Source organism: Chryseobacterium indoltheticum (assembly GCF_003815915.1).
GTDB lineage: Bacteria > Bacteroidota > Bacteroidia > Flavobacteriales > Weeksellaceae > Chryseobacterium > Chryseobacterium indoltheticum.
In genome coordinates this window covers 716,962-743,460 of record NZ_CP033929.1, presented here as the reverse complement: position 1 = coordinate 743,460, position 26,499 = coordinate 716,962, and the positions used below count along the sequence as shown (strand labels likewise).

The following is a 26,499-nucleotide window of genomic DNA, read 5'->3' as shown; positions in this document are numbered from 1 at the left end:
CATATTCCTCCCCTAAAATGAGTGTGCAAATGTATGAATAAAATTTAATTTGACAAATATATATTGCAAAATATTTTGATTTTTAATGATTTAGAGATTTGCACAGATTTTGAAAACAATTTCTTCTGAATAATTTTTTAATTTTGATAAAAAAGTAATATGAAAAACATTTTCACCACACTCGTTTTATTCTTCGGAATCATTTCTTTTGCACAAACTGCTATTCCGTTTACAGGAGAAAGAGATTTTAATATCGAACAGGGAGCAAGTGGCTCAGGAACTCCCGCTTATTATCTGGATGTAAAGAAAAACGGAAACGTGCATTTTGGCTTTCTGCAAATCAATCAGGCCGATGGAAAAGAAACCAAGGAAGAGATGAATGCCGGAAAATACAATTCCAAAGTAATGAAAGTACATTTCAAAACGTATAATGAAACTTTCTATGTGAAATTTGACAAAGAAAAAATCTACCTTACCGATGAAACCGGTAATATTAAAAGGTCTGACGACTGCTGCCCAGTTTCTGAAATGGCAGAACTCAACTGTAACTGCGAAAGTATTCTTTATAAATAATGAAAGTCTTACCACTTCTTTTTGCTATTCTTTTGGTTACCTCGTGCAACAACACAAAAGACCATCCTTATTCATTTTACTACTGGAAAACCCATCTTAAATTAAATGAAACTGAAAAAAAATCGTTGAATGAATCTACGGATCCATTTTTGTACACCCGTTTTTTTGATGTTGATAAAGTCGGTGGAAAATTTCAGCCTGTTGCAGTGATTACAAAAGATAAAAGTTTCGAAACAGATAAGCAGATCGTACCTACTGTGTTTATAACCAATCAGACTTTTTTGCGTATTCAAAAAGAAGAAATACATTTTCTGGCTGAAAGCATTCATCAGCTCATTCAAAAGAAAGCTAAAGATTATCAATTAAAAATAAATAACGAAATTCAAATCGATTGCGATTGGACGGCAGGAACTAAAGATGATTATTTTGAATTTTTAAAAGAATTAAAAAAGATCTCCGAAAAAGACATCACTTGTACTCTTCGACTTCATCAGGTGAAAGATAAAATTCTCACCAGAATTCCACCCGTTGAAAAAGTGTATCTCATGTGCTACTCTACTTCTTCACCATTAGAAAACTCAGATAAAAATTCGATTTTAGATTTAAATATCATGAAAAGCTACTTAGCAAAGCTTGAAGATTATCCGATAAAGAAAATTGAAGTTGCGCTTCCGATATATTCCTGGGGAATTGTGACCAATCATTTAGGAAAGCACAAACTTATTAATGCACTTTCTGTAAAAGATCTGAATAATCCCAATTTCAAAAAGATTTCCGATAATGAAATTGTAATTTTAAAAGACGGTTTTTATTTTGGGAACTTTTTAAATAAAGGCTTCAAAATAAAAGTGGAAGAAATTTCGCAAGAGCAGCTTAATAATGCAACAGAGTTTTTAGACAAAAAAATAAGCACTTACAACATTATATATTATCAATTAGATAGTAAATTTGTAGAAGGACGGAATTTTAAATAGATGGAAGCACGAAGTTTGATGATGGAAGTTTTCCAAACAGCAATAAAATTCGTGTAATCCGTGAAATTCGTGGCGGCTAATCCTCCTACAGACTTATACAGATGAAATTTTAAACTATTAAAGTGGCTTGTCGAGATTTAAAATATTGAGATTCCAAAAAAATAAATAAAACACCAAAAATAAATATGAAAAAGTATATTCTATCCATAGCCGTAGCATCACTTTTCTACACTAAAACTGAAGCTTGTGCATGGTCTGATCCTGATTATGATTATTTTAATCTTTTCACACAGAGTATCATCAAAGACAAATCGTATCTTCCTTTTTTACATAACTATTCAGACCGATTTTACACCAATTACAAACCGTCTCAGATTCCTAATGAAAATATAGAATCTTGGAAGAAGTTTTTCGGTAATCAGCTTAGTTATACGGAGACCGATTATCTGGTGAATAAAATTCCAACGGCAGATTTGAATGATCTTAAAAAAGGCAGTCCCAATAATCAGTTATTAAAAAAATTAGGCTCAGGTTTTTATGCAAAATACCGTGAAGCGATTGATTATTTAATTGAAGCAAAATATCTGGAACCCTACATGAAAATAAATTATGTAGAAAGTCCGGATTCTTTTTATTACCGCGAAAATGAAAGTGAGAAAAATGCTACCCAATTAGATTACAACAAAACCATTTCGGCACTTACCTCATTATATAGCGCCGCCAGAAATCCAGAAATCAAACAGCGTTACGGTTATCAGTTGGTGAGATTTAATCATTACACGAGAAATTATGATGCGGCTTTAGAGGCATTCAAAAAATATATACAACCTATTTCATTAAAAGGTGCAGCTTATTATATGGCGCTCGATCAGTTGGCAGGAGCGCAAAGAGGTTTGGAAATGGGAACTGAGGCCAACTGGAATTTCTTTCAGGTTTTTATGAATTCCAAAAGCCGTAAAGAATCTTCTTTTGTTTCGATGAAACTTTCAGACACTGCTTCTTTCAACAATATTATGAAAAGAGCCGGAACGAATGAGGAAAAAAACATGGCGTATTTTCTTTTAGGCTATGAAGATTTTACCAATCCTATTCCGATGATGGAAAAGATGTACGACATTGATCCCGATTCTGAAATTCTGAAAGTAATGGCAGCAAGAAGCATCAACGAGTTAGAAAGAAATTATCTTCCGACGTATTATTATGCTTCAAAAGATTCCAACTCCACTTCAGCTAAAAAAGATACCACCGCAGAAAAACCGGAAGTAAAGAAAAAGGAACTGAGTTTCTGGCAGAAAATAGTTCTCTTCTTTAAAAACCTTTTTGGCAGTAAGAAATCTGATAAAACCAATGATAAATCTGAGCAAAGCAATGATGATCTGTTTGCAAATCCGGACAGGATTCCAACGTATGTAAAGAACAATTCTTATTACTATTCTCAGAATGAAAACCAGAAAGACTTCCTGGATGATCTGGAAAAATTCACTGCAAAAACTAAAGAAAAATCTAAAGACGAATATTGGCAGATTGCCGATGCTTATTTGAAATTCCTTAAAAAAGATTATGAAGAAAGCAGCGAAATTTTAGCAGATATAAAAACCAGCAATCCTGAGTATCTTGAAGAAATAAAGAGAATGAAAGTGCTGAATGATATTGTTTCGCAACCTAAAATTGATGCGGATTATGAAGATCATTTAATGAAAGATTATTCTGAATATTTTGTTGAAAAACCACCCGTTAAAAAAGACAGCACAGAAACAAATGAATACGATTATTATGGTGAAGTTCCTTCCACAAAAGATTTCCTGAAAGATGTTTTAGCAAACCGCTATTTCCTTCAGGGCGAAGATGGAAAATCTTTCCTGATGAATAATAAGCTTTCTGATCTTCAGTACAACCCAAATTCAAACTTGGTAAAAAGTGTTGAAGAGTTTTACAGAAAACCGAATAAGACCCAGTTTGAGCAGCAAATTATCGCCAAAAACCTTGATGCTGTAGGAAACATTGATGCTTTCTTTGCCAACATTTATGGTGACAGAGCGATGAGATCGGCAGATTTTGACAAAGCTAAATCTTACTATCAAAAAGCTGTAAGCTTTGCAGGAATCCCAAGAGACAATTACGAAAAATACAATCCTGAAACCGGAAAATACGAGAAACTGGTTTATAATGGTGAAAACTACGACGGTTACAACGGTATTTCAAGCTTAGTTTTTGGCCATAATGTTTGGGAAAGTTTCCAAAGTCCTGAATCAGAAAGTATGAAAGCTGAAGATTTCACTGCATTTCCATTCATTAAGCCTAAAATGAATAAACTTGAATTGGCAGATGCATTAATTCAGCTTAAAAAAATAGGAAACGGAAAAGATGCAAAATCGGCTAATGCCAATCAGCTGATCGGAAACCTGCTATACAACACATCAATTCTTGGATATTACCGAGAGCTTTTTGTGATGGATATTGACAACAGCAACGGCGGAAAATATGATTTCTGGAATACCAAAAGAGAAAATCCGTATCAGTATTATTACAAGAATTTTACGTACACTACTTTTATAGAACCTGATAATTTTGATCTTGCTATCAATTATTACAAAAAAGCATATGACCTTTCGAGCGATAGAGAACAAAAAGCGAGAGTTCTTTTCCAAATGGCGAGTGCCGAACAGGGGAAATATTATCAATATGAAGCTAAAAACCAAGCGAACATTGATTATGCTGACCCGAAATGGTCTGAGAAAAATGATGCTCACGAAAAACAAATGGGTGATCTGAAAAACCAAAAATACAGAACCTATTTTGCACAGCTCAAATCTCAATATTCAAATACCGAAACCGCCCGGGAACTTTTGGGAAGTTGTACCTATTTTGATTATTTTATGAAGCGATAAATTATAAAATTAAAGCCTTACAGATTTTGTAAGGCTTTAATTTTTATTCTAATTCAAACGGATCGTAGAGAAAAGGTTTTGATTTAACAACCATCGGTGAACCATCCTCGTTTATAGCTTTACCATGAAAAGCACCCGGATTATCGTGATACGTTTTCTCAACTTCTCTAAACTTTGTTCTGCTTATCTTTAGGATTCCTTTGTCGTTTCGTAGATAAATATCCATTGGTTTTTTATCAATTCCAACTGCTGTAAAATGATATTTATTTTGTGAATCTTCAAGTTCTAAAATCAAACCCGGTAAACCTTCAAAAATATAAGGACCGTTGTTTACGGGAATATCTGCTGCATACCAAGCGATAAATTCTCTTCCTCTGTATTTTACAGTTGCCTTTTTACAGCTGTAATCAAGAATTTTCTTCGATTCGTTATGAAGTTGCCACTTCAATTCCGGCTGCGCTTCTTCATATTCGTATTTTGTTTTGTATCGTTTTTGATAAGTAACTTTTTTATCAACTGCCGATTTTAAACTTTCCATATTCCATAAAGGATTGTACATGAAAAGTTGATTCATTTCTCTGGCACCGACACTTTCAAGATGAGAAAATTTCTCAAACATAGAATCTCTTTGCAATGTTTTTGTATCGCTGAACTTTGAATAGTTTTCGCCAATTTGTAAAACACACAACCCTTCTCTCGGGTTTTGAGAAACCTTTGTGTCTTTTAAAAATTTAAACTGATAATAAATATTAAGATTGCTCTTCTCAAAAACCTTTGCATCGTAAGATGATGCTTTCATCGAAAAATTGTCAAGAATTTTAGTTTGCTGAGCAGAAATTAAAGCAGAACAAAAGATCAAAATTGAAATAAAAAACTTCATCATATAAAAACTTTAAGCACAAAATATACTAAAAATTATTTGATTCTAATTTATTGTCAAAAAAAACATTTGAGTGCGATAAATAATCTGGTTTTCGAAATAAGAAACTGAGCAAAATATTTTATCACGCAAAGATTTTAATTTTACGCTTATTATTTTAAGGAGCAAAGAATGGCGACAAAGTCGCTGATGAAGCTTGAATAAAACGAGACCTTCATAGAAATAAATTTATTGACTAAATAACAAATTTACATTTTATTACTTAATCAAAGTTCACGTTAAATAAGCTTATTTATTTTGCTTAGCCAGCCATTCATCATGCTTCTTTTTGAAAAAGTCATGTTTGTAATCCTGATTTCTTTTCGCTGCATCTATAGAATGTGAGGCGTGAATATCATTGTCTTCTTCAGCAAAATCAGCCAGTTTTTCGTAATAGCAATGCAACTGGTCGAGCTCTTTCTCGGTAAGATCTTCGATGTCGACAATCCTGTTGCTTGCTTTTTCGTTGGCAGCAATCAGCTCATTTAATTTAATTTGAATAGCCTTAGAATCTTTATTTTGAGATTTCTGAATCAGAAAAACCATCAGAAAAGTAATAATCGTTGTTCCTGTATTGATAACCAACTGCCAGGTTTCGGAATAATTAAAAACAGGTCCGGAAACAGCCCAAATTACCACAATCGCAACCGCTCCCAAAAACGCATACGAACTGCCCGTAAATTTGGTTGCCCAATTTGAAAATTTCTCAAAAATACTTCTATCTGATGTTGCCATTATTTTTTTATTAAAAATAATAAAAAATAGCTCATCTGTAAAGACCGGACTCAATAACTTTTAATCATTCATTACAAAAAGGAAAGCCTCTGAAAAAATTCAGAGACTCTCCCGATATAGATAAAACTATTACTTGAAAATTATCTATTAAAATTTATAATTAATTTGTGCTGAGAAATTTCGTGGCTGAATCTGATCGATATACCCACCTCTGAAATACGAATTGTATCCTACAGAATCAAAGATATTATTTAAGAAAACTCTTAGACCGAATCCATTTTTAAACCTGTAACCCACTTGTGCATCAACTGTTGTATATTCCGGCATATTGAAAGGTTTTTCTCCAGGCTGCGTTCCGTTTACATGTCCTCCAACTGCAGTAGTATAAATTTGTTTATAATCATCCACAGGTCTTATTCCTACATAATAAATACCTGCTCCAATGTCAAGACCCTCTAAAATACCTTGATTGAATTTGTAATTTAACCAGCCATTAGCAGAATGTTTTGGAGTATTAATTGGCGCTGAACCATTTACAAATGAAGGACTATCCTGATATTGAGCATCTACATACGCCCAACCTGTCATAATCTGTAAGTTTGGAAGAATTTTTCCTATTAATTCTACTTCCATTCCTCTTCTTTGAAGTTCTCCTGCTAAAGCGTATGTTCCTGTACCATTGTTTCCATTCAAAATTTCGTACGACAAATTATCTGTTTTTATATCAAAGAAGGTAAGATTGAAACGTAATTTTTCATTTAACCAATCAGATTTAATTCCGGCTTCCCATTGTTTTGTGGTTGAAGCACCAACAGTTCCTCCTGTTGCCAAAACATTATTTGCACTTCGCAAACCTGTAGTGGTAGTATATGATCCAAAAACATTCATATTTTCAATTGGCGAAATCATTAATCCGAAAGATGGATTCCAAGCATAATTTTTGTCTTTGTCAGATCCATTTAATCTGCTGTAACGAACCCCCAAATGAGCCTTTAAATATTTATTAAAAGTAACAACATCCTGAGCCATTAAACCCATTGTAGGAGCTAATGTATTTACGATAGGATTTTTATTAATCAAAGCAAAGTTTCCGGCGTCAATATTTGAAGGAAGAATATTATTAATATCATTTAAAACGTTGATTTGGTCAACATCTTTTGCATTATAAGAAGTTGTAGTCACATCAGATTCTTTCCAGTCAAAACCAACCTGAAAAGTATGTTTCATAAAGCCTGTCATTACATCTGCACCAATGAAATCAAATTGAAAAACTTTATTTAAATCTTCACGTTCAGATTTTGCCAAAGTTCTATTTCTAATTTCATTTGGATTATTTCGATCGATTGGAGCCAAAGCTGCCCCTACGATATTGGTGCTATAAGAAGAATTCATAAATGCAGCTCTTACTTTCAACTTATCAGTAAGTCTTCTTGTGGCTGTGGTAGAGAAGTTAAAAGTCTCAGTCGCTGCATTATCAGTTGAAAAACCTAAAAATTTTCTTCCGGGCATTTGATAAATAGCTTCCGTGTCACCTTTGGCTAAATTTACCGTTCCTCTATCAGGAGTTGTATTGTTTTTCATGTAATCCATTTCGGCAACGATTTCCGTTTTGTCATCCGGACGGAAAGCTACTGATGGATTCACATAAATACGATCTGTGTTTACAAATCTTCTGAAACTATTATTGTCTTGATAAGCTGCATTTAAGCGAACTGCAATCTTACCTTTATTATCTAAGACTCTTTGAAAATCTACAGTCGGTCTGTAAAAGTCCCAACTTCCGTATCTGAAACCAACATTCGTTTCATTAATAAATTTTGGAATTTTAGTCACCACATTGATCACTCCTCCTGCAGAACCAAGACCATCACCAATCCCCTGTGTAACTGCAGCTGAACCTTTAATCACTTGAATACTTTCGACACCCTGCATATCTGTAAGCATTCCTCCGGTACGGAAATCAGAATCCATCATGACTCCGTTTTTCAAAACAGGAACCCCACGATATCCTCTTATAGACATGCTTTCTCTGGTTCCGCCATAGCTTCCAAATTGAGTAACACCAGGAATATTTTTTGCAACATCAGTTACGGTAAGTCCACCCAAATCTTCAATTACTTTGTGGGAAACTACAGAGATGCTTTGAATCTGATCTCTCGGTTTAAGAGGTAACCTTGTAATCACTTCCAAACCTTCAGGTTGTTTGTTTTTTTCTCCAAAAAGTTCTACCTCTTCAATCGTGGTTTCTTTTCTTATTGTATCGTTTACTTTTTGTTGTGCTTTAGAAAAAGCTACTCCCAAAATTAGCAATGAGACAGATACCGTTTTTTTCATTTCATAAATTTGAAACAAAAATATTATTTTTATTAATTCTAAATAAATTATAATAAATGACAATTATCATTTCTGTTAAATTTATGCCAAAAAACACTTAGTTTTTAATGAATTTCCAAAAACACAGGATAGTATTTTAATTAACAGGATACTTTATCGCCTTATCAATCTCGATTGGATTGTTTTCTCTTAGCATTGCTTTTCTTCGTTCATCTGACATTCCTTTTAGCTGGTCTAAACTTTTTATCTGAACACTGGAAACGTAAAATGTAGTTTCGGGATTGGTATTAGATTTGAAAGCTTCAGCGATATCTTGCAAAGGATCGTTGTAAAGTTCTAACTGCTTTTTTGCAATGATTTTCTCTGTAACGGGAAGTGGTTTTTTCCCTGCAAAACTTTCAAGGAACTTAGCTTCATATGTTTTAGGCAGTTTCATACTTTTTGAAAGCTTAAACATAAAATTATTCTTATCGTCTTCAATCTCGAAAATCAATCCGGGAAGCCCCCGAAATTTGTATGGTCCTTCGCTCAGATTAACGTCTTTTGAAAACCATGCGATCCAATTTCTTCCGCCAAAAGTTGTAGTTGCTTTTTGTAAAGTATATTGCCCCTCAACTTTGGTATCATTCAAAAGCTTCCAATTCATTTTGTCGGTTGATTTTAAAGAGAAAAAATCATTCATTAAAATCAATGAAGTATTTTCAAAAGAGTTCTTTTTTCTAACGAGAGCAGGAAGATGATCATCCCATCTTGACACTCTTTGATCACGGATAATATTTAAAGAATCAGTTTCCGCATAAGAATAAGGATAAAATTTCACATCATCAGGATTGACATCCAAAATCATATTTTCGGCAGCCAATTCTGTTGCTGTTGAATCTAATTTGTAATGAAACTGATAAACGAATCGATGGGTTTGTGCTGAAATGATTAAAGGAAACAATAATAAAATCAGTTTTTTCATATATTTATTTTAATCAAAAATATCAATACTATTTGAATTAATATTAATTTATCATTAGATATTTAGTTTACATCATTCAAAATTGAAAACAAAAAAGTCCCTCTTCTTTCGAAAAGGGATTCATATTTAAGGTGTTGCTAAAAAACTTCCGACTTCCATCATCCATCTTCCAGCTTATTTATCACACTTTAATGAGAAAATGTATAACTCGCTTATTTCACCAGTATTTTTCCTGAAATTACATTTTCTTTTTCGTCAACTATACTATAAAAATAAACTCCTTCGTTGCTAAAGCTTGTTGGGATTTTATTGATTCCTTTTGTAAGAATAGTAGTTTTCACCAATCTTCCTTCAGCGCTTAAAATATGTAAAACGCCTTTACTTCCTAAAAAGTCCACGGTTAGTATATCGTCTTTTTTGAGTAAAGTGGGATATACGGTTATTTTACTTTTTAAAGTATTTTCTGTGTTACTGAGTGTTTGGGTATTAGTTTTTATAAAGAAAGCACCAAAACCAGTAACCGGGAATTTTACCGACCAAATCTGCATTATTGGATCCCAAGTGATGTCGCTATCCGCCGGATTAATAATTGATTCTTGTCCTGAATAACTTTGTGGTAAGCCAGAGCTATCCTGAGATGTACCTAGTATTTTTGATACTCTTATATTGGCAATGCCTTGCGTATCTCCTGCAGCAATTGGAAGTTTTGTTGAATTGATTATATTAAAACTATCAAAATCTTCTTGTGAGAAATAAAGAGTCAAGTCACCTGTTGCATTATTCGTAGCGCCATTTTGCATATTGATTTCCTGATGTCTTTTTACAAATGCAGGATGCTGTGTAGGATCTATCCATTCTTTTACAGAAAGCGTCCCTGTAATATCGGAAATATTTCCCATCGTAGTAATTTTCCCTATTGTATTGTAACAGATTCCCAAAGGATGTGTTCCCGTATTTTGTACAGTAGAACTTATGGCAATGTTTTCTTGAGGAAGAGTAATATTGTTTGAAACAGTTTCCAGAAGTGTCAATACATTGGGCGAGTTGCTGGTTTTAAGCTGATAAAAATTACAATTTTCATATAATAGTGCGATTACGGTTCCGTCTGTATTAAATGTAGACTCATGATGAATATCAACCATGTAGGCTTTATTGTTATAGAGTGACGTGATAGAATCTGCTACTATCGTATGTCCCATAAAGGTTTTGTAGCCGTCTAGATTCAGCAATATAGTATCCATCTCTTGTTGTGTGATCAGATTTTGTGAAATACCTCTGTACCAATAAAGTCCACCTGAATTTATTGTTGCACAGTTTCCTGTACAAGGAGCATTGGCTATCTTCTGTCTGGCCAAATCATTCATCTGAGTATATGATAATCCTAGATTAGCAATAGTTGGGCTTACCCCTCCATGAAGAAAAATATAAGGCCCTATTTTTTCAATGACATTTTTACTTCTGAGCCATCTTCCCAGTTCGCTTGTTGCATCGTGAATATTACTGATATTTTCTTGCATCAACTCAGAACTTATAAAATATTTATCATCCACATAACGCAAATCATTTATAAGATTCATCACATCATGATTTCCTAAAATAAAATGAATTTTACCTCCCACAGCAGCAGATTCAGCCTCTAGTTTATAAATAAGCCACAGACATTCTATCACTTGTGTTCCACGGTCAAACATATCTCCTGCAAATACTATCCGCCCTTTACCATAGATCCATTCATAGTTATTATTTATCACACCTGCCTTTTTCAAAAGAGAAACCAATGCAGGCATATTGCCTTCAATATCAGAAAAAACCAACATTTTCTGAGGCAATGGATAAGTCGATTTTTCTGTAGGATACTGCGTACGTAGATTTACCTGAAAACTTGTACCATCACCTACAGGACATGTAATTGTCTGTAATCCTGAAGATGGTAGGGTTTGAGTTATTAATTGTCCGTTGGTAATATGATGTACTATTTTTTGCCCGTTTCTGTCGAGAACATATGGACCATCATTTTCTATCACAGTAGTGTTATCAATAAGCAGTTCGGCGTCAAAAGAAACATCTGAACTGCCGGTATTTTGATTATGAACTTCGATGGCAATGGTATTATCTCCCTGATGAAATCTTGCTCCAGTAAGAATATAAGTATTGTATGCATTTTCATCAGAAATTGCGCCGGTCGTGCCAGTTGTATAAGTGATGGCTCCCGTCGGCATAAGTTCAGAACGTTTTGCTTCAACGCCATTAATATATATTACAACGCCATCATCATGCCTTATGTTAAGTTTAAACAAAACATTTTGGGGATTAAAAGGCAGATTTATTTTTTTTCTGAAATAATAAGCCAATGAAGGATTTTTCTTGATAAGTAATGTTGCTTCATCACCATCTCCAAAACCTAATTCGCCAAGACCTGAAGGCCAGCTTGTGTCGTTAAAGGTTTCCGCATTCCAGTTTGCAGGGGGAGCGGTTTCAACATTCAAATACTTCCAACTGCTGTTTTTGGGAAATACTACCTGAGGAACAACCAGCTCGGCATCGAAAGAAACATCCGAACTACTTGTGTTTTGATTATGAACTTCGATGGCGATTATATTTTCACCAGTCTGGAAGCTTGATCCTTGAATTGCATAAGAATGATATTTGTTCTCTTCACTATTAGGAAGGAAATCTGTAGTCCCTGTAGTAAACGTCACAGTTCCGGTAGGCATCAATGATGTACGTATTACTTCTACCCCATTTACATACACAATTGCCCCGTCATCATGCTTAAAGTTAAGATTAAAAATCATACCGGCAGGATTTGCAGAAATCGTAACTTTTTTTCTGAAATAATAAGTGACTGAAGGATTCTTTTTAACGAGCACTGTTGCCTCATCGCCCTCACCATAGCCGAATTCACCTGCTCCCGAAGACCAGCTCGCATCATCAAAGCTACTTGCGTTCCAAGTGGAAGGCGGCGCTGAATTTATATTCAGGTATTTCCACACACTTTCTTTCGGAAATATCACTTGCGCCCTTACTAAAGCGAAAGTAAACATTATCAAAATAAAAAATATTATTTTTTTCATAAATTTGTTTTTAGAAAAAATGGTCGGAATCTCTTCTGACCATTTTTCGATTAGTATTCAATAAGGTTTTAACAAGCTTATTTCACTATAATTTTACCTGAAATTATATTTTCTTTTTCGTCAGCTATACTATAAAAATAAACTCCTTCGCTGCTAAAGCTTGTTGGGATTTTATTAATTCCTTTTGTAAGTACATTAGTTTTTACTAACCTTCCTTCAGAGCTTAAAATATGCAAAACACCTTTACTTCCTAAAAAGTTTACATTTAATAGATCATCTTTTTTAAGTACAGTAGGATACACAGTTATTTTGTTTTTAAAAGTATTTTCTATGGTACTGAGTGTTGAAGAAAAAACCAGCTCAGCATCGAAAGAAACATCTGAACTAGTTGTCCTTTGATTATGGACTTCGATGGCAATTGTATTTTCGCCAGCCTGGAAGCTCGATCCTTGTATTGTATAAGAAATATATGTATTTTCTAGATTATTAGGAAGAAAATCTGTTGTTTCTGTAGTATACGTCACAGGTCCAGCAGGCATCAATGATGTACGTATTACTTCTACCCCATTTACATATACGATCGCTCCGTCATCATGCTTGAAATTAAGATTAAATGTCATACCGGAAGGGCTTGTAGAAAACGTAACTTTTTTTCTGAAATAATAAGTTATTGATGGATTCATTTTTACGAGAACTGTCGCCTCATCACCCTCACCAAAACCAAATTCACCCGCACCTGACGGCCAACTAGTATCATTAAAGTTGCTTGCGTTCCAAGTGGAAGGCGGTGCTGAACTTATATTCAGGTATTTCCACATACTTAGTTTTGGAAATATTGCTTGCTGTGCACTTACTACAGCAAACGTCATCACAAAAGAAATAAAAAGTAATAATTTCTTCATAATTTGTGTTATTATTGATTAATATTAGTGTTTAAATTACTATAATTTACACATTTCTAAGCTATTAATTAATTTTAACCTGACCGTTAATTATTTATGTAAATATTTTATGTTAAATAAATTTTGTAGGACTACTAATAATATTTATTTATTTTAAAAAGTATTAAATCATAAATCTTTATGAGAAAATATCCAAACTATAGAAATGTTAAAATCTGTTAAAAAAAACGCTAATCAAACTCGAAATTTCATAATTATTTCTGATCATATTGTAAAAAGTATTTCTTCTTTTTTCTGAAAATGGGTTTGTGAATCCTTTAAAACAAAAAAATCCCTCTTCTTTCGAAAAGGGATTTATATTTAAGGTGTTGCTAAAAAACTTCCGACTTCCATCTTCCATCTTCCAGCTTATTTATCACACTTTAATTTCTACGTCAACTCCTGAAGGAAGTTCTAATTTCATTAGAGCATCAACAGTTTTAGAAGAAGAAGAGTAGATATCCATCAATCTCTTGTGAGCTGATAATTGGAACTGCTCTCTTGCTTTTTTGTTAACGTGAGGAGATCTCAACACTGTGAAGATTCTCTTATTCGTTGGCAATGGAATTGGTCCGTTTACAACAGCACCAGTAGCCTTTACCGTTTTTACGATTTTCTCAGCAGACTTGTCTACCAAGTTGTAATCGTAAGATTTTAGTTTTATTCTGATTCTTTGTGACATTTCTTTACTTTAAAAAATTAACCTTTTGCTTTAGCAATAATATCTTCAGCAACGTTTTGAGGAGTAGCCTGGTACTTCTCTAATTCCATAGAAGAAGTAGCTCTTCCTGATGAAAGTGTTCTTAGAGTCGTAACATATCCGAACATTTCAGATAATGGAACTGAACCTTTGATAACAACGGCACCGTTCTTTTCTTCTTGTCCACTGATTGTACCTCTTCTCTTGTTAAGGTCACCAATGATGTTACCCATATATTCTTCCGGAGTTACAACCTCCAATTTCATAATAGGCTCCATAATTACTGGCTTAGCAGCACGTCCCGCTTCTTTAAATCCTAATTTAGCAGCTAATTCGAAAGAAAGTGCATCAGAATCCACCGCGTGGAAAGATCCGTCTTTAAGAGTAACTTTAATACCTTCAACTTCGAAACCAGCCAAAGGACCGTTCTTCATTGCAGCTTTAAAGCCTTTTTCAATTGCAGGAACAAATTCTCTAGGAACGTTACCACCTTTGATCTCATTGATGAATTCTAAACCAACTTTACCTTCCTCAGCAGGTCCAAGTTCAAATACGATATCCGCAAATTTACCTTTACCACCAGATTGTTTTTTGTAAACCTCTCTGTGCTGAGCAACTTTTGTTAAGTTTTCTTTGTATTCTACCTGAGGTTGACCTTGGTTAACTTCAACTTTGAATTCTCTTCTCATACGGTCAACAATGATATCTAAGTGAAGCTCACCCATACCAGAGATAATCGTTTGTCCTGAAGCCTCGTCTGTTCTAACCGTAAATGTAGGATCTTCTTCAGCTAATTTAGCTAGAGCGTTACCCATTTTATCTTGGTCAGCCTTAGTTTTAGGCTCAACAGCGATACCAATTACCGGATCAGGGAAAACCATCGATTCTAGAACGATTGGGTTTTTCTCGTCACACATAGTATCACCAGTTTTAATAGATTTGAAACCTACAGCAGCACCAATATCACCAGCTTCAATATATTCTACCGGGTTTTGCTTGTTAGCGTGCATTTGATAGATTCTAGAGATTCTTTCTTTATCTCCTGAACGAGTGTTCAAGATATAAGAACCTGCATCTAGTCTTCCAGAGTATGCTCTGAAGAATGCCAATCTTCCTACGAAAGGATCGGTAGCAATCTTAAATGCTAAAGCCGCGAAAGGCTCGTTTACATCTGGTTTTCTGAAAATCTCAGCGTCTGTTCTTGGGTCAGTACCTTTGATATCATCTTTATCTAATGGAGAAGGCAAGTATTTACATACTGCATCCAACATAAACTGTACTCCTTTGTTCTTGAATGAAGAACCACAAGTCATTGGGATAATAGATAAATCGATAGTAGCTTTTCTAAGAGCTTCGTTGATTTCGTCTTCAGAAATTGAATCTGGATCTTCGAAGAATTTCTCCATCAAAGTATCATCATAATCTGCTACTGCTTCAACTAATTTCTCTCTATATTCCAGAACTTCATCTTTCATATCTTCCGGAATTGGAACTACCTCGAAAGTAGCACCTTGTCCAGCTTCATCCCAGATGATCGCTCTGTTTTTAATTAAGTCTACAACACCTTTGAAATCTTCTTCAGCACCGATTGGTAAAACGATAGGAACTGCGTTTGATCCCAACATTGTCTTAACCTGGTTTACCACGTTAAGGAAGTCAGCACCTTGTCTGTCCATTTTGTTTACGAATCCCATTCTTGCAACTTTGTAGTTGTCAGCAAGTCTCCAGTTTGTTTCAGACTGAGGCTCTACTCCATCTACTGCAGAGAATAAGAATACCAATCCATCCAATACTCTCAAAGATCTGTTTACTTCTACTGTGAAGTCAACGTGTCCCGGTGTATCGATGATGTTGAAGTGGTAAGGTTTAGTATCAGCTAAAGGTTTTCCTTGGTCTGTTGGAAAGTTCCAAGAACAAGTAGTTGCAGCAGAAGTAATAGTAATACCTCTTTCTGCTTCCTGCTCCATCCAGTCCATTGTAGAAGCACCATCGTGAACTTCACCAATTTTGTGGTTTACACCTGTATAGAATAAAATTCTTTCTGTAGTGGTAGTCTTACCCGCATCAATGTGCGCAGCAATACCGATATTTCTTGTAAATTTAAGATCTCTTCCCATTTCAGATTAGAATTTAAAGTGTGAAAACGCTTTGTTAGCTTCCGCCATTTTGTGAGTATCACTCTTTTTCTTGTAAGCAGCACCTTCTTCTCTTGAAGCCGCTACAACTTCATTAGCCAATTTCAAAGCCATAGACTTATCATTTCTCTTTTTAGAGTAGCTAATTAACCATTTCATTGCCATAGAAATTTTTCTATCAGCTCTGATTGGCATAGGAATCTGGAAGTTTGCTCCACCTACTCTTCTAGAACGTACTTCTACGTGAGGCATAACGTTAGTTAATGCATCTTTCCAGATTTCAAGGGCAGTCTTTTCAGTTTCTCCTTTTTTAGTTTCTACGATATCCAATGCATCATAGAATATTTTGAATGCGATTGACTTCTTACCGTCAAGCATCAAGTTGTTTACGAATCTAGTTACCAATTGATCATTAAATTTTGGATCTGGTAACAACGGTCTTTTTTTCGCTTTTGTCTTTCTCATTGTTTCTGTACCTTATTTAATGATTATTTTTTCTTACCTTTAGCTGGAGCAGCTGCTGCCTGACCTGGTTTAGGTCTCTTAGCTCCATACTTAGATCTTCTTTGAGTTCTTCCGTTAACTCCAGCAGTATCCAACGCACCTCTTACGATGTGATATCTTACTCCTGGTAAATCTTTTACTCTCCCCCGCGTACCAATACTATCGAGTGCTCTTGAAGATTATGTCCTTCACCTGGGATATAGGCGTTAACTTCTTTACCGTTTGAAAGTCTTACCCTTGCAACTTTTCTAAGTGCAGAGTTAGGTTTCTTAGGAGTGGTAGTATATACTCTCGTACATACACCTCGTCTTTGTGGACAAGAATCAAGTGCAGCCGATTTACTCTTCTTGGTAAGTGCGACTCTTCCTTTTCTAACTAATTGTTGAATAGTAGGCATTTAATTGCTTTTATTTTAGGGTGCAAAAATAATAATAATTTTTTAATTGACAATCAGTTATGTAGAAATAATAATCTTTATCTAATTTAAACTAACCTTATGATTATATATAATTTACATCAAGCAGGGAGATACAGCTCACTATAAAAACTTTTATGTCTTCAAAAATATTATATATTTTTAGCTATGAAACATTTAATTCCTGATTAATTGGAACCGCAAATTTGATTTTAAATGATTTATTATAATTTATCTTACTTTATATAGCTAAACTAATCTCACTTTTTTCAAAAAGGGAATATAGTTATCATCTATAAATACACAACAATTTCGGCACAATATTTCCTTAACTTAGAGATATCAAAAATAAACTTATGAAAAACGCTAATATTATTGGTTTAAAAGAAGCCGACTGCCAAAACATTTCAGAAAAACTGAATATTTTACTTGCCAACTACTCCGTATTTTATCAAAACACAAGAGGATCTCACTGGAATATTAAAGGTGAGCAATTTTTCACATTACACCCCAAGTTTGAAGAGCTATACAACAGTTTAGTTTTAAAAATCGATGAAATTGCAGAACGTATATTGACTTTAGGAGCAACTCCGGCACATAATTATTCAGATTACCTGCAGGTTTCTACCATCAAAGAAAGCAAAGAAGTAAGCGATGGCAACAAAAGTGTAGAGATCATTCTAAATTCTTTTAAAGTTGTAATCGATTTACAAAGAGAACTTCTAGACATTACAGACAAAGCTGGCGACGAAGGTACCAACTCACAAATGAGCGATTATATTACCGAGCAGGAAAAAGAAGTTTGGATGTACAACTCTTATTTAGGAAAGTAAAAACCAGACAAAATCATTACAATATTAAAAAATCGTCTTACATTTAGACGATTTTTATTTTAAATAAACTAAATTTGTGTTAAAATTACACAATATGCAAAATATGACTTTTAACTCCATTCTCGACAACGATTTCTATAAAATCACCATGCAAAATGCCGTGGTAAAACTTTTCCCAAGTCAAACTGTAAAGTACCAATTTATCAATCGTGGGAAACATCATTTTCCTGAAGGCTTTGATCATGCTTTAAGAGAAATCGTCAATAAAATGGCCGAACTGAAACTTACTAAAGACGAGAAAAAATTTCTGGCAAAAACCTGTCCTTATCTAGATCTTCCTTATTTAGATTTTCTTGAAGGCTACCATTATGATCCGTCTGAAGTAAAAATTCTGCAAACAGGCAACGATTTGTCGGTAACCGTTGAAGGACTTTGGTATCGCACGATTCTTTGGGAAGTTCCATTATTGGCTTTAATCAGCGAGTTGCATTACGAAATGAATCACATGGAAAGAGATTCAAACGAAATTGTAATGGCCAAAACATTAGAGAAAGCAGATTCATTAAATAAATTAGGCGTAACATTTGCCGAATTTGGTACAAGAAGAAGACATTCCTATAAAGTACAAAACCTGGTGATGGAAGCTTTAACCCAGAAAAAAGAATCTACATTTATAGGAAGCTCCAATGTACATTTTGCAATGAAATATGGTGTAAAACCAATTGGAACCCACGCCCATGAATGGTTTATGTTCCACGGAGCCGAATTTGGTTTTAAAATGGCCAACGAATTAGCGCTTGAACATTGGGTTGATGTTTATCGTGGTGATTTGGGAGTCGCTCTTTCAGACACTTATACAACTGATGTTTTCTTCCAGCAATTTGATAAAAAATTCGCAAAACTTTTCGACGGAGTTCGTCATGACAGCGGCGATCCGTTAGAATTTGCCGATAAGACGATAGCTCATTATCAGCGTCATTCAATTAATCCATTATTTAAGTACATTATTTTTTCTGACGGCTTAAATCTCGAAAAAGTAGAAGAAATCACCAATTACTGTAAAGGAAAAATTGGGGTTTCTTTTGGAATCGGAACTAATCTTACTAATGATGTCGGTTTAAAACCAATGAATATCGTAATGAAACTTATTGGCGTTCAATCTTTAAATAAAGAATGGATTCCGACTGTGAAACTATCTGATGAACACGGAAAATACACCGGTGATCCGAAAATGATCGAGCTGGCGAAGGAGTTTTTAAGAATAAAAGATTAATACTAATAAAAGCTGTATTTGTACTTAAATTAGAATTGAGTATTAAATATTAATTCATTAAATTAGCTTATTATCAAATCATTAAAACTTATTCTATGAAAAACATGAATTCAACAAAGCTTTCAAGAAAAGCACTAAAAGAGATCAAAGGAGGGAACGACCTTCAGCCAGCTTTAATCTGTAATTGTAGTGGGGAAGCCCTAATTATGTGCCCTGATGGAACTATTTCCATGACAGATTATATTTGCGCAGAGAATGGAAAGTGTATCGCAAATACCGGTTTTTGTAATAACGAACCCGTTTTAGAACCAGTTTAAAAATTAAAATTTCAGAAAATCTACAAAATAATAAAGCCTCGTAATAATTATGAGGCTTTTTTGCATTTATCAATTCTTAATGTTCTAAAAAATTAAATTAAGTTCCTCAAACCGCAAAATAATTTTTTGTTTCGTAATTTTGAGAAATGGAAATCACTTACCTGATCATTGGATGTTTTGCCGGAGCTATTATTGGCGCAGTTCTTATTTATTTTATTTTGAAGTCGTCTATGGTTTTAAGAAGTTCTTATGATGAACTCAATTATTTAAATATTAAAACGAAAGCAGATTTAGAGAACTTAAATCTGAAAATTCAGGATTTAGATCAAGCGATTAAGAATGAAAAAGATTTTAATCTTCAGCAGTCTGACCTATTAAATGATCTTAAAAATGAATTCTCCAAAATTTCAGCAGAAAACACTTTTCTTCAGACTCAGTTTGATGAGCAAAAACTTTTAAATCAAAAGCAAAATACTCAAATTGAATTGATACTGAATGAAAAACAGAATTTATATGCTAAAAACTCAGAACTAACTGCTCAAAATGAGGGTTTACATCATTCCTTAGAAACACAGAAAGAAGAAATTAAAAAAATTCAGGAAGAAGGGAAACTTCAGTTTGAAAATTTGGCCAACAAGATTTTAGAAGAAAAAACAGAAAAATTCACAACCGTTAATCAAAATAATCTAAAAAATATTCTTGAACCTTTTCAGGAGAAAATCAATGATCTAAAAAATAAAGTCAATGAAGCTTACGAAAAGGAAAACAAAGAACGTTTTTCCCTTGCTGAAAAAGTAAAAGAACTTGCTCTGCTCAACCAACAGATTTCCGAAGATGCTAAAAAACTCACCAAAGCCCTGAAAGGAGAAAGCAAAACTCAGGGAAATTGGGGCGAAATGATCCTGGAAAGTATTCTGGAAAAATCGGGATTGGTAAAAGGAAGAGAGTATTTTCTGGAGCACGAGCTCAGAGACGAAGATAACAAAGCTTTATTTTCAGAATTTTCGGGCAAAAAAATGCGTCCGGACGCAGTTGTAAAATATCCTGACGAAAGAAATGTAATCATTGACTCTAAAGTTTCTTTGACCGCTTTTACTGAGTTGGTTGACGAAACAGATGCTGATATTTATGAAATAAAAGTCAATCAGCATTTATCATCCATAAAAACCCACATCAGCCAATTAAGCCAAAAAGCGTACGATGATTACGGGAAATCGCTCGACTTTGTCATGATGTTTATCCCAAGTGAACCCGCTTATATTTCTGCAATGCAAGCCGATCAAAACCTTTGGAATTTTGCTTACGAAAAGAGAATTTTACTTTTAAACCCGAGCAACCTGATCACTTCTTTAAAATTGATCGCCGATCTTTGGAAAAGAGAATATCAGAACCGAAATTCTATGGAAATTGCCGATCGCGGTGCTAAATTATATGATAAATTTGCCGGCTTTGTAGAAAATCTTGAAAAGGTTGGAAAAAATTTAGACCAAGCAAAAAATGTTTACACGGATGCTTTCAAGCAGCTTTCTACCGGAAATGACAATCTGATTGCTCAGACCCAGAAACTAAAATCTCTAGGAATTAAAAATAAGAAAGAGCTTCCACAAAGCTTGATCAATGGTATAAATAATGATTTATAATTGATAAATGATTTTTAAAAATTATTTTTGCATCAATTATCAATCATTTACCACTTATGATCATCGAAAGTTTCCAGAACGAAAAGATAAAACACATTACCAAACTCCTTACAGACAACCGCTTTCGTAAAAAATCGGGAGTTTTTGTGGTAGAAGGGCAACAGGAAAACGAAAGAGCTCAGCAGTATCATTTTGAAGCCGTAGAATTTTTTATCTGCGAAAATATTTTCAAAGGAAAGACTCCTCAAGAAAAAATTCACTTTGTCAATGATAAGGTTTATGAGAAAATTGCGTATCGTGGGAGTTCAGAAGGGATCATCGGAATCTATAAAACCAAAGAAGCTCCTCTTAATAGCTTTAAACCAAAAGAAAACTCAACCATAATTATTGTGGAAGGCGTTGAAAAACCCGGAAACCTGGGTGCGATTTTAAGAAGCTGTGAAGCTTTCGGAATTGATGCCTTGATTGTTGCTGACGGAAAAACAGATTTTTACAATCCAAATGTAATCCGGTCAAGTGTAGGTTGTCTTTTTGGAATGGACGTTTTTCAGGCTGACAACAATGAGGTCTACGAATTTTTACAGAAAAACAGCTTCAACATCTATACAACCATAATGGATGAGACTTCAAAAGATATGTTTGAGCGAGATTTCAAAAAGCGTTCAGCAGTTTTATTTGGCACCGAACATTCGGGATTGAGTAAATTCTGGTTTGATAAAGGTGAGAATACATTAATACCAATGACAGGAAGTATTGACTCATTGAATTTGAGTAATGCCGTAGCCATTACCTGCTATGAAGCTTTAAGACAAAAGAAATCTTAAACGATAAGACATAAAAAAACCGTCTCGCTAAGCGAAACGGTTCTTTTATTGTAGCAGTAGCTAGAATTATTTCTTAACTTTAGCTGAATCAGACTTAGCTTCAACGCTATCTTTCTTCATATCAGCAACAGCTTTAGTAGAATCAACAGCAACGTTAGCTGTAGAATCGATAGCGTTCTGAGTTGAATCAGCGTTAGCTTCGATAGAATCGTTAGTACCAGTTGTAGCTTCACCTTTCTTACAAGCAACTAAAGAGATAGCAGCGATTGCAGCTACGAATAATGACTTTTTCATAATAAATTAAATTTAATTTTGTTAATATTGTTTTTTAAATCTTTTTCTCTGTTCGGTTATTTGAACAAGACAAAGGTATAGCAGATATAAAATTTGTTTATGAAAAATAATTGTAATAACTTTGTAAAATCGTTTTACAAATAAACAAAACTGATAATCAACAATTTAACTACTTTTTTATAAAGTGACAGATTTAGACCTCTTACATTTTGAGCAGCTCAAAAAGGACGTTCAAGCTCAATATTTGAAAGAATACACCCCTTCTTATGATGAAATATCTAAGTGGAAGGGTATTGATATCATCTATTTTCAGGAAGACCTTAGGAAAAAAGCCAAAGGGAACATCAGTGAAAAATCTTTTTACACTTATTTTAAATCATCTCCTGTATCAAAATTACCTCGTATCGATATGCTCAATTTATTGAGTATTTATGCAGGTTACGACTCTTGGTACGATTTTAAGAAGAAACATCTTTTTGCCGGAGAATTACTAAGTGATGAAAAGGATCTGAGTGATGAAGAACTGAAAGAATTAGAAAAAACAGTTTCGAGCGCATTAAACTTACCTAAAACCGAATCCGAACCTAAAAAGATGGAGTTTAACAGTGAAGAAAACACTGTTTTACAAAAAAACAATATTGAAAATCAGACAATTGAAAAAAAACAACCTATTTCTGAAATTGCTGAAAGATCAGAAATAAAGCCTTTAAAAAAGAACCATCAAAGGACTGCATGGATTGCTGCAACATTGGTTTTTGTAACTTTATTAGGCCTTTTGGGTTTTAAAGATGAAATTTTTCAAAAAACTTATGTGTATTGCTTTACAGATGCCGACAGAAATCTAAACGTTCAGCGTGATATTGAGATTAAAGTAATCAAAGAAAATGAATCTCCAATTTTATACAGAATAAAACCAGGTGAATGTTTCAGATATCCTACAAAAGACAAAACGCTGAAAATGCAGATCAGCTCTACGGTTTATGAAGATCTTGAGGTCAACAGAAATCTAGAGAATGCTCCTGAAAATGAAACAATAGAGCTCAAGCCTGATGATTATAAAATGGCGCTTTATTATTTCTCTATAAAAGATATTAACGGAGAAAACTCTGAACAGCTCATCAAGCAGAAAAGAAAGCAGCTGGAAAATCTGATCAGCAATATGGCTACAATAACGCAGGTTTATGACAGTGACATCTACGGCCTTGAAACTTTAGATAAGCAGGATTATATTACTTTGGTAACGACACCTACCACTTCACTAAAGAACCTGAACGTAATCGAAATGAAAAAAGATAAAGGAAAAATAGTATCTATCAAATTTAAAATCTCAAACCATGAAAACAATAAATAACTTTTTGTTTTTAACGATACTTCTTGGCGTGATTATGACCGCCTGCACAAAAAAAGAAGAACACAACAATATAAGCGATCTTGAAAAATTAAGAAACACAAACAATATCAATGTCCCGATGGACAGCACGCAAGCGATTAATTCTATTACTCTGCAAAAAGTACAGGACGTGCTTGATCTGTCTACGCTTTACCTTTCCGGAAATAAAAAGACAGAAATAGACACTGCTATTTACTCAAAAATTGAAAAATATTTTCAAAAATCTGATTCTACTACTTTTCACGGGCTGTTTAAAGAACTTGAAAGCCTTAAAGTAAAAAAGGTGAAAGTGAGCAACATTAATGTTTTTAAGAAAATTAATGATAAAGACACCTTAGATTTTGCAAAGTTTAGTGTGGAATATATTGGTGATAAAAATAAATCGATCGGAAATTTCGAAAGAAGTGCACAATATACGCTTGTCTCTAAAGCGACAGAAAAAAATAAAGAATTTAAGTTTTACTTTATTAAATTCTATTCTGATTTAACAGAAAAAGACAGCACATCAGTACCTGTCACAAGATAGTCTAAAGGGATATCATTTTCCCAGACATCATCAATTATATCATCGGGGTTAAAATAATTAACTCCGATTTTTTTTGAATTTTTTGAAATATTTTCAAAGAACTGATCATAAAAACCTTTTCCATATCCTACTCTATTCCCTTTAAAATCACAATAAAGCAAAGGAGTAATCACAAAATCAAAATCTAGCACTTCCGAATCTTCATTTGAAACAGGCTCTGAAATCCCCCAATTATTGGTTTCAAATTGCGTGTCGGAGAAAATTTCAACAGAAATTAATTTTGTATCGACAATTTTAGGAACAAAAACTTTTATGTTTCTGCTGAGAAAATAATCAATAAAAATCTGGGTGTTTATTTCTTTAAACTTTTCAATCGGAATGAAAATATGGACTTTCTGGTTGGAAACCGGTTTAAAAAAATTGATGAAATTTTCAAAAATTCTTTCAGACAAAAGGAAAACCTCATCTTGTGACAGATTTTTTCTTTTTTCGAGATATATTTTTCTGATTTCTGATTTTTTCATTCTCAAATTTATAAAAAATAGCTTTATACAAAGCCATTTTAGAGATAGCGCTTCTACGGAGCGCCAAATTTTGTTGCAGTATTTATCTACACAGATAAAAATCCTACAGCGTTTTCAAACAACATTTAATTCAACAAAAAAGTTTGCACTCCTACGGAGCGCAAACTTTATATTATTATAAACCAGAGGAATTCTATCCTAAAATTTTATATATTTTATCAGACAAACGAACCCTGAACGGAAGCTCAAAAGTAATTTGATCTCCTGCTTTTGCTGTTTCACAAGAGCTGCCATCAACCAGCATTTCAGTAATGATAACTTCCTGTTCACCGGTTGTAGGACCAGAGATTAAAATCTTGTCTCCAACTGAAACTTCATTATTTTCAATTAAAAACTGGGCAATCTTTGATTTTGTGTAGTAATGTTCAGCTTTTCCGAGCAGCGCTTTTTTGACAGCAATCTTCTGACGAATATTTTTTGAATCAACTTTTGCTAAAGATTTATTGGGTAAATCACCTGATTTTTTAAAGGTCAAAGCATCAGATTTTCCTTTTCTGAAAACTTTATTTCCTACCTGCAATCCCTTTCTTAGTGCGACTTGCTCTTCTACAGGTAAATGCGTTATTTCTAAACATTCCGTTGAACAGCAGTTTTCCATTGCCGTCTTACAGTCATCACATTGTATAAATAGTAAATGGCACGCATCATTGGCACAATTGGTATGATTATCACAAGGTTTTCCACATTGATGACACTGTGAAATAATATCGTCGGTAATTCTTTCACCTAACCGATGATCAAACACAAAGTTTTTACCTAAAAATTTACTTTCAACACCATCTTCCTTTACCTGACGTGCATACTCAATAATTCCACCTTCCAATTGGAAAACATTTTTAAAACCCTGATGTTTAAAATAAGCGCTGGCTTTTTCACAACGGATTCCGCCGGTACAATACATCAGCAGATTTTTATCTTCTTTAAAATCCTGAAGCTGTTCGTTGATAATCGGTAAACTTTCTCTGAAGTTTTCTACATCCGGAGTAATGGCGCCTTCAAAATGACCGACTTCACTTTCGTAGTGATTTCTAAAATCAACGACAATCGTATTCGGGTCTTCAAGCAAATTATTGAATTCTTGTGCTTTAAGGTGAATTCCTTTATTGGTCACATCAAAAGTATCATCATTCAGGCCATCGGCAACAATCTTATGCCTAACTTTAATTGTTAATTTTAAGAAAGAATGGTTGTCTTGTTCGATAGCCACGTTGAGACGAATGCCTTTCATAAAATCATAGGCTTCCAGCGTATTTTTAAAATCGTCAAATTGATCTGCAGGAATACTCATCTGAGCATTAATTCCTTCATGCGCAACGTAGATACGACCCAATGCATCGAGTGCATTCCAGGCTATAAATAATTCGTCGCGAAATTTTTTGGGATCTTCAATTTTGGCATACGCATAGAAAGACAAAGTAAGGCGTTGCTTACCGGCTTCATCAATAAGCTGAGCTCTTTCTTCTGCGCTTAAGGTGTTATACAGTTGCATGCTATAAACGTTTTAAGTGAGAAAAATATTTTTGCAAAGATAATACTTTTAAACGGAGTTCATCCAAGTGATAATTATCACTTGGATATTCCTGAGGTGGTAAAAATGTCAGTATTTTTTTTTAATTAATTCTTAAGCTTTGTTAATAATACTTCGTAAATTATGACTTAAGA

Annotated in this window: 22 protein-coding genes and 1 pseudogene; 10 read left to right on the top strand and 13 right to left on the bottom strand. The window is 33.9% G+C overall.

The features are described from left to right. The first annotated feature begins 159 nt into the window (after nt 1-159). The 3 genes from EG358_RS03465 to EG358_RS03455 all read left to right on the top strand — a co-directional run bounded on the left by EG358_RS03465 (nt 160) and on the right by EG358_RS03455 (nt 4,435). Nucleotides 160-573, top strand: coding sequence for a hypothetical protein (locus EG358_RS03465; protein ID WP_076557457.1), 414 nt, complete (start codon nt 160-162; stop codon nt 571-573). Then, nucleotides 573-1,547, top strand: a complete 975-nt coding sequence (locus EG358_RS03460; RefSeq protein ID WP_076557455.1) for a hypothetical protein — start codon at nt 573-575, stop codon at nt 1,545-1,547. Before EG358_RS03465 ends, EG358_RS03460 begins: the two co-directional genes overlap by 1 nt. A 185-nt stretch (nt 1,548-1,732) precedes the next feature. Then, nucleotides 1,733-4,435: a hypothetical protein gene (locus EG358_RS03455; protein WP_076557453.1), complete on the top strand. Its 2,703-nt coding sequence runs from the start codon at nt 1,733-1,735 to the stop codon at nt 4,433-4,435. A 43-nt stretch (nt 4,436-4,478) separates the two neighbouring features. Here the strand turns inward: EG358_RS03455 and EG358_RS03450 are convergent, their stop codons facing one another. The 10 genes and pseudogenes from EG358_RS03450 to rpsL form a co-directional block, all read right to left on the bottom strand. After that, nucleotides 4,479-5,318, bottom strand: a complete 840-nt coding sequence (locus tag EG358_RS03450; protein WP_083676966.1) for a GLPGLI family protein — start codon at nt 5,316-5,318, stop codon at nt 4,479-4,481. A 285-nt stretch (nt 5,319-5,603) separates the two neighbouring features. Continuing rightward, nucleotides 5,604-6,089 carry a low affinity iron permease family protein gene (locus tag EG358_RS03445; RefSeq protein ID WP_076558028.1) on the bottom strand — a complete coding sequence of 162 codons (486 nt, stop codon included), beginning with the start codon at nt 6,087-6,089 and terminating at the stop codon, nt 5,604-5,606. Nucleotides 6,090-6,236: 147 nt separating this feature from the next. Further along, nucleotides 6,237-8,423 (bottom strand): TonB-dependent siderophore receptor, encoded by a 2,187-nt coding sequence (locus EG358_RS03440; protein ID WP_076557449.1) that lies wholly within the window; start codon nt 8,421-8,423, stop codon nt 6,237-6,239. Nucleotides 8,424-8,559: 136 nt separating this feature from the next. Beyond that, nucleotides 8,560-9,387: a GLPGLI family protein gene (locus EG358_RS03435; protein ID WP_076557447.1), complete on the bottom strand. Its 828-nt coding sequence runs from the start codon at nt 9,385-9,387 to the stop codon at nt 8,560-8,562. 212 nt (nt 9,388-9,599) lie between these two features. Further along, nucleotides 9,600-12,461 (bottom strand): metallophosphoesterase, encoded by a 2,862-nt coding sequence (locus EG358_RS03430; protein WP_083676965.1) that lies wholly within the window; start codon nt 12,459-12,461, stop codon nt 9,600-9,602. A 77-nt stretch (nt 12,462-12,538) separates the two neighbouring features. Then, nucleotides 12,539-13,363: a T9SS type A sorting domain-containing protein gene (locus EG358_RS03425; RefSeq protein ID WP_076557443.1), complete on the bottom strand. Its 825-nt coding sequence runs from the start codon at nt 13,361-13,363 to the stop codon at nt 12,539-12,541. A gap of 415 nt (nt 13,364-13,778) precedes the next feature. Next, nucleotides 13,779-14,084 carry a 30S ribosomal protein S10 gene (gene rpsJ, locus EG358_RS03420; protein ID WP_002661363.1) on the bottom strand — a complete coding sequence of 102 codons (306 nt, stop codon included), beginning with the start codon at nt 14,082-14,084 and terminating at the stop codon, nt 13,779-13,781. 17 nt (nt 14,085-14,101) lie between these two features. Next, a complete protein-coding gene (gene fusA, locus EG358_RS03415; RefSeq protein ID WP_076557439.1) occupies nt 14,102-16,219 on the bottom strand; it encodes an elongation factor G in 2,118 nt (705 codons plus the stop codon). A gap of 6 nt (nt 16,220-16,225) precedes the next feature. Beyond that, nucleotides 16,226-16,702 (bottom strand): 30S ribosomal protein S7, encoded by a 477-nt coding sequence (rpsG, locus tag EG358_RS03410; protein WP_027387226.1) that lies wholly within the window; start codon nt 16,700-16,702, stop codon nt 16,226-16,228. A gap of 143 nt (nt 16,703-16,845) precedes the next feature. Beyond that, a pseudogene (rpsL, locus tag EG358_RS03405) lies at nt 16,846-17,138 on the bottom strand (30S ribosomal protein S12); the annotation flags it as partial. A gap of 374 nt (nt 17,139-17,512) precedes the next feature. Here rpsL and EG358_RS03400 point away from each other — a divergent pair. The 5 genes from EG358_RS03400 to EG358_RS03380 all read left to right on the top strand — a co-directional run bounded on the left by EG358_RS03400 (nt 17,513) and on the right by EG358_RS03380 (nt 22,043). After that, entirely contained in the window at nt 17,513-17,989 is a 477-nt protein-coding gene (locus EG358_RS03400) for a Dps family protein (protein WP_074230950.1), read from the top strand. 94 nt (nt 17,990-18,083) lie between these two features. Then, a complete protein-coding gene (gene pncB / locus EG358_RS03395; RefSeq protein ID WP_076557438.1) occupies nt 18,084-19,262 on the top strand; it encodes a nicotinate phosphoribosyltransferase in 1,179 nt (392 codons plus the stop codon). A gap of 95 nt (nt 19,263-19,357) precedes the next feature. After that, on the top strand, nt 19,358-19,579 hold the full coding sequence (locus EG358_RS03390; protein WP_076557437.1) for a hypothetical protein: 222 nt from the start codon (nt 19,358-19,360) through the stop codon (nt 19,577-19,579). Between the two features lie 146 nt (nt 19,580-19,725). Next, nucleotides 19,726-21,219: a DNA recombination protein RmuC gene (gene rmuC, locus EG358_RS03385; protein ID WP_076557434.1), complete on the top strand. Its 1,494-nt coding sequence runs from the start codon at nt 19,726-19,728 to the stop codon at nt 21,217-21,219. Nucleotides 21,220-21,275: 56 nt separating this feature from the next. After that, the gene (locus EG358_RS03380) at nt 21,276-22,043 is read left to right on the top strand and encodes a TrmH family RNA methyltransferase (protein WP_076557431.1); all 768 of its coding nucleotides are present in this window, start codon (nt 21,276-21,278) and stop codon (nt 22,041-22,043) included. A gap of 66 nt (nt 22,044-22,109) precedes the next feature. Here EG358_RS03380 and EG358_RS03375 read toward each other — a convergent pair whose 3' ends face one another. Next, on the bottom strand, nt 22,110-22,337 hold the full coding sequence (locus EG358_RS03375) for a hypothetical protein (RefSeq protein WP_076557429.1): 228 nt from the start codon (nt 22,335-22,337) through the stop codon (nt 22,110-22,112). Nucleotides 22,338-22,521: 184 nt separating this feature from the next. On the opposite strand from EG358_RS03375, the gene EG358_RS03370 reads away from it, so the two are divergent. Continuing rightward, nucleotides 22,522-23,688 (top strand): hypothetical protein, encoded by a 1,167-nt coding sequence (locus EG358_RS03370; RefSeq protein WP_076557426.1) that lies wholly within the window; start codon nt 22,522-22,524, stop codon nt 23,686-23,688. Continuing rightward, a complete protein-coding gene (locus EG358_RS03365; RefSeq protein WP_076557423.1) occupies nt 23,672-24,253 on the top strand; it encodes a hypothetical protein in 582 nt (193 codons plus the stop codon). The genes EG358_RS03370 and EG358_RS03365 overlap by 17 nt, the downstream gene beginning before the upstream one ends. On the opposite strand, the gene EG358_RS03360 is transcribed toward EG358_RS03365, so the two are convergent. Both EG358_RS03360 and trhO read right to left on the bottom strand, forming a co-directional pair. Further along, a complete protein-coding gene (locus EG358_RS03360; RefSeq protein WP_076557420.1) occupies nt 24,202-24,777 on the bottom strand; it encodes a 5-formyltetrahydrofolate cyclo-ligase in 576 nt (191 codons plus the stop codon). The two genes, EG358_RS03365 and EG358_RS03360, sit on opposite strands and share 52 nt — an antisense overlap. A 193-nt stretch (nt 24,778-24,970) precedes the next feature. Continuing rightward, the gene (gene trhO / locus EG358_RS03355) at nt 24,971-26,326 is read right to left on the bottom strand and encodes an oxygen-dependent tRNA uridine(34) hydroxylase TrhO (RefSeq protein ID WP_076557418.1); all 1,356 of its coding nucleotides are present in this window, start codon (nt 26,324-26,326) and stop codon (nt 24,971-24,973) included. Nucleotides 26,327-26,499 lie beyond the last annotated feature (173 nt).